The organism is Companilactobacillus kimchiensis, assembly GCF_001438805.1.
Taxonomy (GTDB): Bacteria; Bacillota; Bacilli; order Lactobacillales; family Lactobacillaceae; genus Companilactobacillus; species Companilactobacillus kimchiensis.
In genome coordinates this window covers 1-11,638 of record NZ_JQCF01000042.1, presented here as the reverse complement: position 1 = coordinate 11,638, position 11,638 = coordinate 1, and the positions used below count along the sequence as shown (strand labels likewise).

The following is an 11,638-nucleotide window of genomic DNA, read 5'->3' as shown; positions in this document are numbered from 1 at the left end:
ATTCTGTTAGTGGTGATACTATCAAGCCTATTTTGATTATCGATCAAGACTACAAACCTGAAAAATAAATATAAATAAAAATGCTACCAACTTAATTATTGGTAGCATTTTTATTACTCTAAAATATATTTTTCAAAAACATCACAAGCTCCATCGTGATCATTATCTAGTGTTCGAACATCGCAAGCCAATAATCTGCACCATTGGCAAATCGTTATCTATATCACCTATCAGGGGCCACTTGTATAGAGGATTCAGTATCCTTCTTGCTGTCCAATTCTGATTACAATAGTATATGCTTTTGTAGTTTAAATATCGGTGGCTACTTCTTTTGGTTGGTTTGTTATTTGTAATATGTTTTCGTAAAACATTTATCTGAACTTTATTCTTATGACATTTGTCATATCAGTTAATGACATTCGTTACTACCTCTTTTTTATCCAAAAATCTAAACTAGTCCTATCAACTGAAATCGAGGAAAAATTATGACATCTATTTTAGAAATTTCTCACTTAAACAAAGTATATGAAAAAAAATCTATCTTATCTGATATTAATCTTAAAATTACATCTGGTTCAGTCACGGCCTTAATTGGTGCCAACGGTGCTGGTAAAACTACCTTGATCAACTCAATTTTGGACTTAATCCCACACGATTCAGGTGAAGTAAGATTCTTAGCTGGTAATGATTGGAAAAAAATTACTGGAGTAATGATGCAAGATAATATCTCTATCCATCGCATTACAGTTCAAGAAATAATTCAATTATCACGTAGCTACTTCAAATATTCCCTATCCTACCAACAATTATTGAAGATATCTGGTTTAGAAAATCAGCAAAAACATTTTATGAGTAAATTATCAGGTGGTCAAAAACGTCGTTTGGCTTTTGCCTTGGCACTAGCAGGAGATCCTCAAATCCTATTTTTAGATGAACCTACCGTTGGAATGGACAGTAACGCTCGCAATGATTTCTGGCAAAAAATTGATCAGTTGCGTCAACATGGTAAAACAATAATAGTCACTAGCCATTATTTAGAAGAATTAGAGAATATTGCTGATCGTTTTCTCATTCTACAAAATTCTACTATTGTTTTCGATGGAACAATTCAAGAATTACGTAATATGAGTGGTAATGGTGTGGTCGAATTTGACAGTCAACTGAGCGAAAAAATTTTTATTAGTTTAACTGACGTCATTTCTATCAACCAAGTGGGACATCATTTTCAAATCGTTACCAATAATACTAACAGCCTAATGCTTGAATTAACCAACTATTTACAGGCACTTGAGAACCTACAGATTAAACAAACTAATCTCGATACACTACTACTCAACTATAAGGAGAATACTCATGACTAATTATTTATTTCAACTTAAAATGAATTTTAAACGAATTATGTTACGTAATAAGGCTTTCTTTTTCTTTGACATGATGTTGCCAACTATCTTTTACTTACTTTATACAAAAATTTTAACTGTTGGAATCCCTACATCAACCCTACCAACTTGGAATGAGAACTATTTAATTAGCATGATGGTCTATAGTTGCATGCTAGGTGGAATAATCACTACCTCAAATACACTCCTTGATGACCAAACTAGTCACTTTAATCTCTTTATTGCACTCAAACCAATTTCCAAAATTCAATACTATTCTGCAATGGCAATCGTCTTTCTCTGTTTAAATCTCATTTCATCACTCATCATCTGTTTAGTAGGAATTTGGGTTAATCACATCAGTATTTCTTTACCGTTGTTAGCAGTTTTGATATTGATAAACTTGATTGGAACGATTCCTTTAATTTTATTAGGGGCATTAACCGCACTAGCTAAAAATCCCAATACTGTCAATTTACTCAACAATCTTATTGTCTTTCCTTTAGCAATCATCAGTGGTCTCTGGTGGCCAATTCAAATGATGCCAACATGGTTACAAAAGATTGGTAAAATAATGCCGACTTACCAATTATCCTTGCTAGACCAAAATCTCCTTCACAAATCAACCATCAATTTTTCTGCAATTTTAATAATCTTTGCTTGGTTCATCGCAATTGCTTTGTTATTCTTTGTAATAGGAAATATTCAAAAACGAAAAGGGCTTTCCATACAATGAAAAACTTTCTAAATAAACAGGTTCTATTTCCCAAACGAATGGGCTTTATGCCCTATTTTTGGACTTTTGCATTGATTTTAATGGCAGCACAACTATTATTTACTCACCCATTAGTTTGGTGGCAAATAATCCTATTCCTTATATTCCTAAAGGTTTATCGTGACGGTTATGTGATTAACAGATTTATTTGGGCGGATATCGGGATTCAATTACTGATCGGTACATTATTTACTATTATCTATCCTGACGGAGGAGGAACTTTTTTTATTTTCACAGCTTGGAACATTGGTTCCTTGCCATTTAAACAAAAATCTTTTCTCAAAGCCTATGTCCTGTATCTTGTTTTCTCGATGACTACTATCTTATGTTGCGTCCTCATGACACCACTTATCAATAAATATAATGTTTTTGGAATTATCATAACTTTGACCTTTGCGATTGGTTCCCCACTGGCCGCTCGTTCAGTCTCCAATACTTATCGACGAACATATCAAACTAAACAAAATAACCGTCGATTAGAGTCTATTATTAAACACAATGAACGGGATCGAATCGCTAAGGACCTACATGATAACCTAGGTCAATCATTTTCACTGATCACCTTAAAATCTGAACTAGCTGATAAACTAATTGATCGAGATCCTCAAAAAGCTCACCAACAATTGAAAGACATTGCTCAGACTTCTCGTGAAAATTTGAGTCTGGTCCGAAAAATAGTCGCTGACCTAAATGGAAAAACTATTGCTAGTGCCATGATTGAAGAAGAAAAGAATCTTGAACTAGCTAAAATTCAGCAAATATCAATCAACGAAGAATCATCGACCATCTGGCCTCAGAATATTCAACATGTTTTAGCGGCTGTCATCAAGGAGGCTACAACCAATGTCATTCGTTACAGTCAAGCTAATACTGTAAAGTTTACTTTCGAGGAAGATACAACTGATTATTTATTAGAAATTCAAGATGATGGGATTGGTTTAAAAAAACACTCCAACCGTGTTTCTTTTGGACTTTCAGGTATGACCACCCGTTTACAAGATATCAATGGAAAAATCGCTATAAACTCCAATCATGGAGTTAATTTACAAATTTCTGTTCCAAAAGGAAGATAATTATGACGACTATTTATATTGCCGAAGATCAAGAGATGCTAAATTCAGCCCTATCAGCTATTTTAGAATTGGAAAATGATTTTAATATCGTTGGTAACGCTACAGACGGAAAGTCTGCCTTGTCACAAACAACGGCTTTAAAACCTGATGTTGCCATTCTAGATATTGAAATGCCCTATCTTAGTGGTTTAGAGGTTGCCCAACAATTAAGAATATTAAAACAAGATATTAAAATTGTCATTCTGACTACATTTGCCCGTAAAAAATACTTTGAGGCCGCTGTTAACGCCCAGGTAGATGCTTATTTGCTTAAAGACAGCCCCACAGACAAACTAGTCGAAACTATCAACAAAATTCTTGACGGTCAAACAATCTATGATTCCAATTTAGTATCATCTATTTTGACGGCATCTAAGAACCCTCTAACACCGCAGGAGCTTAAAATTATGAAAGAATTCTCTCAAGGCAAAACTACTCAAGAAATAGCTGAATCAGTCTTTTTATCTAACGGTACTGTCAGAAACTACATTTCCTCCATCCTCAGTAAAACCGGAACCCACTCACGAATCGAAGCTTTGAATATCGCTAAAAAAAATAATTGGATCGATTGATCCTTTTTATTTTGTAATTAAGGTTACATAAGATTTATTTAAATAAGTTGTGTGCAATTGGAGTTGTGTGCAATTCATACAAGCAAAAAAAACTGATTTAATTTCCATCAGTTTCTAATTCAATTTCTTTTGATTCAACTTGTTCCTTAAAACGAGCCAATAATGCTTCCTTAATCTCTGTAACTTGTTTATCACCATCACGTTGCGACAAACGGTACCCAACAAAGTATGGAGAAACAACATAACGAGCTGTCAACTTGCATATAATCTTCTTACCATCACGATAAAAGAAAATATTATATGAATCAAATTTACCACCATAGAAATCATCGAGAATATATTTAACCGTTACTCGAGCAAATTCAGCTAAATCATCCAAGTATTGCGGATTATTGATTACAATATTAAACTCAACAAATCCCATGACCGGTTTTTCAGAAATATTAACATTGATATGTTTATTTTCAAAAACATTCATACCAGTGAAGTTCTCCGGCTCAACATGTTTGTAACCATCAACCTTATTCAAACCAATGATTTGAAAATGAGGATGACGTAATGATCCACCTGACATGGGACCAAAATTTTTATACATCAGAACGCTAGTATATTTTCCAGTTTGAATCATTTTATTCCAACATTCATAAATATAATTGAAAACTTCCCGATTCTTTTCCACTGAATAAGTAGAAATATCAGCCTCGTGTTCGTGTGACTCGATTACAATTGTTTGATTAGTATCCTGCAACGTCTTAAATTTATTCTCTAGCCAAATCATATCACTGCGTTGATCAATAATATTAGTTAAGTTTTCTGTATCGCAGAAAGGACAATAATCAGTCTTTTTCTTTACATCTCTCGGTTTACCTTTAGCTTGTTCAATTTCAAAAACAAGGACATCTTTATTTGACAAAAAATTCACCTCTAAATTAATTTGTTACTAAATGATAACGCAAAACACAAAAAAACTGAAAGAAACCCGTCGGTTTCTCTCAGTTTTATTATGTATAACTTAGTTTAATTTTTTTAAATTAAAGTGAACGTGAAGCACCTTTGTAAACAACACCACGTCTTGAATCAACAGTAACAGTGTCACCATCTTTAACAAGAGTAGTAGCGCTCTTAGCACCAACAACTACAGGTAGACCCATAGCGATACCAACAACAGCAGCATGTGAAGTTAAACCACCGTTTTCAACAACAACGGCACTAGCTTTTTCAAGAGCTGGTAGGTAATCTTTGTCAGTCATTTCAGTAACAAGGATGTCACCTTCGTTGATCTTCTTGTTAGCTTCTTCAGCAGAGTGAGCAACTACAACGTTACCAACAACTGATTCTTCACCAACGCCTTGGCCTTTAACCAATGTAGAACCGATCAATTGAACCTTCATAACGTTTGTTGTACCACTTTCACCAACGGGAACACCGGCAACAATAAGAATTAAGTCACCTTCCTTGGCAAAGCCAAGTTCTTGAGCTTTCTTAGCAGCAAGATCGAACATTTCATCAGTATTTTCTGGCTTGTCAGCAATGATAGGATCTACACCCCAGTTAACTGTCAATCCACGTTGTGTCTTTTCGTCAAATGTGATAGCTAAAATGTCAGCACTTGGACGATACTTAGAAATCATACGAGCTGTGTATCCTGATTTAGTAGCAGTAACAATTGTGTTAATGTTTAGTTCTTCAGCAGTTCTAACAACTGATTCACCGATTGATTCTGTAACATTTGAACCCTTGTAATCTTCGAAACGTTGGATTGCAAGTGAGTTGTTCTTGTCAAGTTCTCTTTCAGTACGTTCGTTGATGTGACCCATAGCAGCAACAGCTTCAACAGGGTATTTACCATTAGCACTTTCACCAGAAAGCATAGTAGCATCTGTACCATCAAGAACAGAGTTAGCAACATCAGTAACTTCGGCACGTGTAGGACGTGGGTTTTCTTGCATTGAATCAAGCATTTGTGTAGCAGTGATAACTGGTTTACCAAGTGCATTACACTTCTTGATCAATGATTTTTGAACAAATGGTACGTTTTCAAATGGAATTTCAACACCCATGTCACCACGAGCAATCATCAAACCATCTGATACTTGAAGGATAGAATCGATGTTATCGATACCTTCTTGTGATTCAATCTTAGGGAAGATTTGAACATATTCACAATGTTTTTCTTCAAGGATTGCACGAATATCTAAGACATCTTGAGCTTTACGAACGAATGAAGCTGAGATGAAGTTGATACCTTGTTCTAGACCGAAACGAATATCGTCAGAATCTTTTTCTGTGATACCTGGTAGACGAACTTCAACACCAGGAGCATTGATACTCTTTCTTGAACCGATCATACCATCGTTTTGAACAACAGTAACAAGTTCACGGTTCTTGTCATCTTTTTCAGTAATCTTCAAATCAACAAGACCATCATCGATCAATACGTGACCACCAACATGTGTATCATCGTATAGACCAGGATATGTAGAAGCAATCTTTTCTGGTGTACCAACTAAAGTGTCATCCATTGAGATACGGATTGTTTTACCGGTAACAGCTTCGAACTTCTTGCCTTCTTGAACAGTAGTACGAATTTCAGCACCCTTAGTATCTAGAACGATACCAACAGTCTTACCTGTAATTTTTTCGGCTTCGTGTACCATTTCCATACGAGCTTTGTGTTCTGGGTGATCACCATGTGAGAAGTTGAAACGGAAGATGTTAGCTCCGGCTTCAATCAACTTAACGATTGTGTCAACGTCATTACTGGCAGGTCCAAGTGTACTTACAATTTTAGTTCTTTTCATCGAGAATCCCCTTTTCTTGTCTTAATTCCAAGTTTATTGTAACAAATTAAAACTTTATATGCTTAAATTATCTGCTAATTGATTCATTTAAGTCATATAGTGATAAATCAGGTTTGTGCTTGCTATCGAATAAATCAAGAATGTCATGAGAAGTAATCTTGTTGTCTTCGATACCAATTGCAAGACCACCCTTACCTTCAAGAAGAAGGTCAACGGCTTTAGCACCCATCTTACTTGCTAAGACACGGTCTCTTGCAGTTGGTGAACCACCACGTTGTACATGTCCTAAGACAGTAGCACGGGTTTGGAAGTCACCATATTTTTCTAATTCATTCATGAAGTCTTCAGCGTGCATAACACCCTCGGCCAAAACAATAATCATATTCTTATTGCCTTGTTCGCGGCCTTCTTTAACTTCTTGTGCGATTTCTTTGATGTCAAAATCACGTTCTGGAACGATGATCTTTTGAGCACCACCGGCAACACCAGCCCAAAGAGCCACGTCACCAGCACCTCTACCCATTACTTCAACAATAAATGTTCTTTCATGGGAGCTAGCAGTATCATGTAACTTATCAATAGCATCAACAGCAGTAGAAACGGCTGTATCAAAACCAATTGTAAAGTCGGTAAATGGAATATCGTTATCAATTGTTCCTGGTAGTCCGATTGTGTTGTAACCATGTTCGGTTAAACGCAATGCACCATGGTAAGAACCATCTCCACCAATAACAACTAAAGCGTCAATTCCAAATTTCTTTAATTGCTCGATACCTTTAAGTTGACCCTCAACTTGAGCAAACTCAGGATATCTTGCAGAGTACAAGAATGTACCACCACGTTGAATACGGTCAGATACGTCAGCAGCTGTTAGTGGGAAAATATCACCAGCAACCAATCCAGCATATCCATAATTGATACCAAACACTTCGAGTCCTTGATCAATGGCTCTACGTGTGACTGCTCTAATAGCAGCGTTCATCCCAGGGGCGTCGCCACCACTGGTTAAAATACCAATACGCTTCATTTGTTCACACTCCAAAATTATTTGTTTCTAAAACAAAACCTAATCAAATATAACATTTTTAGTGATTACTTTGTAGAGCTGAAAACGTTTTAAGATAAATTAATTTAGTCTTTTTTTAAGAAAACACTTTCTTTACCTAAAAAGTTTTCCAATTCACCCTGCACCTTACTATTAAAGCCGATCCATCGGTTAGATTTCAAGAGTAATGCTTGATGATTTTTCTCACGATAAATAATTACCGGCATCTGCCCACGTGAATCCTCGATAATTTTATATAACCGTTCCATATTTTCAGAATTATCTAGCCTCTTAGAAATCCTTAAATACAGTTTTTTACTTGGTAATTGCACGGTATATTGCTTAGGATCAGACAAACGATCCGCAATCAGTTCCAGATCACCTCTTTGACCAACGTTACCATGACCTGCAAATAGAAAAATTTTCCCATCCAATTCCATATTCTCGATTTTTTGAAATAGTTTAGGGAACACCGTAACTGAAATGCTACCTGATTCATCTTCAATTGTCATAAATGACATTCTTTGACCTTTTTTAGTTCGAATAACTCGTAGGTTTTTGATCAAGCCTAAAACATTTACTGTAGATCCATGAGTCGTATTAAGATCCGCTATTTTTGTCGTTCGCAAATCTAACAAACGACTTCGATATTTTTCGACCGGATGGCCGGAGACATACACTCCAAGGTATTCTTTTTCCTGATTCAAACGTTCCGTCAAAGTAAAATCATCTACCTGATGTTTTTTGGGATCTAAAACATCAAATAAGGATAAATTACTTCCTGCTAGCTGAATGCTCTCAATCAAATCGCGAAAATCATATAGTAATTCTTTTCGATTGCGATTAAATGAATCGAATGCACCTGACAAAATCATTGGTTCAATATAATCATTTTTAACAAAACGCTTATCGATCCGTTGTAAGAAATTCAAAGCACTCGTATAAACACCATCTTTTTGACGTTGCTCAACGATGTCACTAGCTAAATCACGACGCATCCCTTTTATACTCAATAAACCAAAACGAATCGCCTGCTCGCCATCGGTATATTCGTACATACTTTGATTAATATCGACATTCAGAATTTTTACTTGTGAATCCTTCGCATCCTGGACATAAGCAGCAACTTTAGATTCATTGTTCAAATTGGAATTCAACAAACAAGCAAAGAAAACCTCTGGAAAATGAACTTTAATATAAGCTAACCAAAAAGCAATCATCGAATAGGCTACTGCATGGGACTTGTTGAATCCATAGTTACCAAATTTTTCAATATATTGATATACCTTTTCAGCGGATTCTTTAGGATGTCCTTGAGAAACTGCCCCATCGACAAATTTTTGACGATTCTCCTCAATCAATTGTTCATTCTTTTTACTAATAGCACGTCGTAAAATATCGGCATCAGCAAGTGAAAAGTCTGCCATTTGAGAAGAAGCCTGCATAACTTGTTCTTGATAAACCAATATGCCATAAGTCGGTTTCAAAATCTTCTCTAATGATTGATCTGGATAAATAACTGGTTCTTGTCCATGCTTGCGGGCAATAAAAGTTGCGATGTTTTGCATCGGACCTGGACGATATAAGGCGTTAGTTGCTACGATATCGTCAAAACTAGTGGGTTTGAGCCGTCGTAAAACACTTCTGATACCATCAGACTCAAATTGAAAAACTCCATCAGTGGCACCTTTTTGAAACAATTCTAAAGTCTTAGGATCATTTAGAGGTATTCTTTCAGCCACAAATTCCCGGCCATACTTTTTGGAGATAGCTAAGATTGACTTATCTAAGATTGTTAGATTCTTTAAACCTAAAAAATCAATCTTTAATAGTCCAATGCTTTCAACATTATATTTCGTCTGCTGTGTCAAATTAATCCCATCATCTTCTAATTGCACCGCTACAATATCGGTAAGCGGCTTTTTACTCAGAATAACTCCCGCCGCATGGGTCGAATAATGACGAGGAATTCCTTCAATTCTTTGAGCAACTTTGAAAATTAATTGATTCTCCCGTGAATTTTCAACTAAGCTGCGTAAAGCACTTGATTCATCCAAAGATTCTTTTAAAGTGATATTTAACTTTCGGGGAATTGCATTAGACCACTGTGAAATTTGAAACTGCGTTTGACTAAATGTCCTTGAAATATCTCGTAAAGCCATTTTGGCAGCCAGTGTTCCAAAGGTGATGATCTGAGCCATGTGATCAGAACCATATTTATCGTGCATATACATGACCATCTCATCACGACGATCATCTGGTAGATCCAAATCAATATCAGGCATATTGGCTCGTTGAGGATTAAGAAATCGTTCAAACAATAAATCATACTTGATTGGATCGACTTGTGTGATACCTAAACAATAAGAAACTAGAGAACCCGCTGCCGAACCTCGTCCAGGTCCAGTTTTGATTCCTACTTCGTGAGCATGCTTGATAACATCCCAAACAATTAGGAAATAATCAGCAAAACCCATTTTTTCAATCACATTTAGTTCATAGTCTAAACGCTCTTGGTATGATTTTGGAATCTGATTGTTTAAGCGTTTCACCAATCCCTTACTAGTGAGGTCATGTAAAAATTGAATCGAAGATATCTCCTTTGGCGTATGAAATTTAGGTAATTCCGTTTCTTTAAATTCAATTTCTACATTACAGGCATCCGCTATTTGATTGGCATTCGTAATTGCTTCAGTCATATCTACCGAACTGAAATCCTGGACAAAATCAACATATGTCCTTAGATAATGATCCCCGGTTTCAACGACTTGATTAAGGTTCTCGAATCGTTCTCCAGTTCGTAATTTATTAACGACTTGATAAGCCAAATGATCATCCTCATCAACATAACGAACATCACCTAAGGCAACTAGTTGTAGATGCTGAGATTTTGCAACCTGCTTAAGATTTTTCACATTATCGATTTGTTCTGAATATAGACTGACCCCTAAGAAGAACGAATCTTGATCAATCAAAGAATTTAATTTCTGGACATATGGCGACACATCCGTTTTTAATATTTCCGCTCCACTTGCCGGAGTTAAAACAAAGATTCCTGCAAGATAGTTTTTTAAATCATCTATTTGGATTGCATCCTTATTAGACATAACGATCGATGAAATTTTTATTAAATTTTTATAGCCTAAATCATTTTTTGCCAATAATATTAATGGGTAGGTATTAGCTGTATCGATAATTCCAGCAATTTCAATTGTTAAACCAATAATTGGTTTTATACCAACCTTTTTAGCATATTTATAAAAGTCGATTGATCCATATAAATTGTTAATATCGGTTAGCGCAATTGCCGAATAGCCTCGAGCTTTACTTTGATCAACTAATTCGGTCAATTTAGCGGGACTATGCAATAAACTATAACTACTCATCACTTGTAATTGTGCTTGCATTTTGTCGCCCCCTTTGTTTAAAATTATATCAAAATCAAGTGAAAGTTTATTGGGTAAAATCCCCTTTTGTGCTAAACTACTTGAGAAAGTGAGATGGAAGAAATGAGATATGTTGCTATAATTTTCTGGTCTATCATGTTGGGACAAGTTGCTGGATTTATCGGTGGTGCTTTGAATCAACAAAAATTCAATTCAACTTATTCTATTATTATCAGTATAGTATTCGCTGTCATTTTCAGTGTAATTCCATTGATTCTAGATAGTTCCGTTAAAGATACAAAGAGTGAAAAGAACGCTTAATTAAATTTAAGTGTTTTTTTTATGGAAAAATTTAACTCATGAATGCTGACATTGACAGAACCATATTAATTTTACTCTGATATCTTAGATATGGAGATTATTTTGCATCAAACGTGATATGAATATGCATCCAAAAACCATCTAGCTAAACCGATTTTAATAACTTCGATCTATCTATCTGAATCTGAGCAAAATTAAATTTAGATTACTAATGATAAATAAAAGAGGCTGTGACATAAGTCTCTAA

At 35.4% G+C, this 11,638-nt stretch carries 9 protein-coding genes; 5 read left to right on the top strand and 4 right to left on the bottom strand.

The window, feature by feature from the left end; genetic code table 11:
- Window positions 1-485: 485 nt before the first annotated feature.
- Genes IV57_RS12365 through IV57_RS12350 form a run of 4 tightly spaced genes read left to right on the top strand, consistent with a single transcriptional unit; the run spans window position 486 to window position 3,838 of the window.
- On the top strand, window positions 486-1,361 hold the full coding sequence (locus IV57_RS12365; protein ID WP_057881831.1) for an ABC transporter ATP-binding protein: 876 nt from the start codon (window positions 486-488) through the stop codon (window positions 1,359-1,361).
- Complete coding sequence (locus IV57_RS12360; protein WP_057881830.1) at window positions 1,354-2,115, top strand: ABC transporter permease; 762 nt, start codon at window positions 1,354-1,356, stop codon at window positions 2,113-2,115. The genes IV57_RS12365 and IV57_RS12360 overlap by 8 nt, the downstream gene beginning before the upstream one ends.
- Window positions 2,112-3,227, top strand: a complete 1,116-nt coding sequence (locus IV57_RS12355) for a sensor histidine kinase (protein ID WP_057881829.1) — start codon at window positions 2,112-2,114, stop codon at window positions 3,225-3,227. The genes IV57_RS12360 and IV57_RS12355 overlap by 4 nt, the downstream gene beginning before the upstream one ends.
- A gap of 2 nt (window positions 3,228-3,229) precedes the next feature.
- Window positions 3,230-3,838: a DNA-binding response regulator gene (locus tag IV57_RS12350; RefSeq protein ID WP_057881828.1), complete on the top strand. Its 609-nt coding sequence runs from the start codon at window positions 3,230-3,232 to the stop codon at window positions 3,836-3,838.
- Between the two features lie 97 nt (window positions 3,839-3,935).
- Here the strand turns inward: IV57_RS12350 and IV57_RS12345 are convergent, their stop codons facing one another.
- The 4 genes from IV57_RS12345 to dnaE all read right to left on the bottom strand — a co-directional run bounded on the left by IV57_RS12345 (window position 3,936) and on the right by dnaE (window position 11,091).
- On the bottom strand, window positions 3,936-4,751 hold the full coding sequence (locus IV57_RS12345; protein ID WP_057881827.1) for a DUF4931 domain-containing protein: 816 nt from the start codon (window positions 4,749-4,751) through the stop codon (window positions 3,936-3,938).
- Between the two features lie 118 nt (window positions 4,752-4,869).
- Complete coding sequence (pyk, locus tag IV57_RS12340; protein WP_057881826.1) at window positions 4,870-6,639, bottom strand: pyruvate kinase; 1,770 nt, start codon at window positions 6,637-6,639, stop codon at window positions 4,870-4,872.
- Between the two features lie 67 nt (window positions 6,640-6,706).
- Window positions 6,707-7,666, bottom strand: a complete 960-nt coding sequence (gene pfkA, locus IV57_RS12335) for a 6-phosphofructokinase (RefSeq protein WP_057881825.1) — start codon at window positions 7,664-7,666, stop codon at window positions 6,707-6,709.
- A 104-nt stretch (window positions 7,667-7,770) separates the two neighbouring features.
- Window positions 7,771-11,091 (bottom strand): DNA polymerase III subunit alpha, encoded by a 3,321-nt coding sequence (gene dnaE / locus IV57_RS12330; protein WP_057881824.1) that lies wholly within the window; start codon window positions 11,089-11,091, stop codon window positions 7,771-7,773.
- Between the two features lie 93 nt (window positions 11,092-11,184).
- Between dnaE and IV57_RS12325 the strand changes: the two genes are divergently transcribed.
- A complete protein-coding gene (locus IV57_RS12325; RefSeq protein ID WP_057881823.1) occupies window positions 11,185-11,391 on the top strand; it encodes a YjzD family protein in 207 nt (68 codons plus the stop codon).
- Window positions 11,392-11,638: the final 247 nt, after the last annotated feature.

Coding starts and splice junctions, on each gene's coding strand:
- IV57_RS12350 (WP_057881828.1), top strand. CDS start 3,230: ATGACGACTATTTATATTGCCGAAGATCAAGAGATGCTAAATTCAGCC.
- dnaE (WP_057881824.1), bottom strand. CDS start 11,091: ATGCAAGCACAATTACAAGTGATGAGTAGTTATAGTTTATTGCATAGT.
- IV57_RS12355 (WP_057881829.1), top strand. CDS start 2,112: ATGAAAAACTTTCTAAATAAACAGGTTCTATTTCCCAAACGAATGGGC.
- IV57_RS12325 (WP_057881823.1), top strand. CDS start 11,185: ATGGAAGAAATGAGATATGTTGCTATAATTTTCTGGTCTATCATGTTG.
- pyk (WP_057881826.1), bottom strand. CDS start 6,639: ATGAAAAGAACTAAAATTGTAAGTACACTTGGACCTGCCAGTAATGAC.
- IV57_RS12360 (WP_057881830.1), top strand. CDS start 1,354: ATGACTAATTATTTATTTCAACTTAAAATGAATTTTAAACGAATTATG.
- pfkA (WP_057881825.1), bottom strand. CDS start 7,666: ATGAAGCGTATTGGTATTTTAACCAGTGGTGGCGACGCCCCTGGGATG.
- IV57_RS12365 (WP_057881831.1), top strand. CDS start 486: ATGACATCTATTTTAGAAATTTCTCACTTAAACAAAGTATATGAAAAA.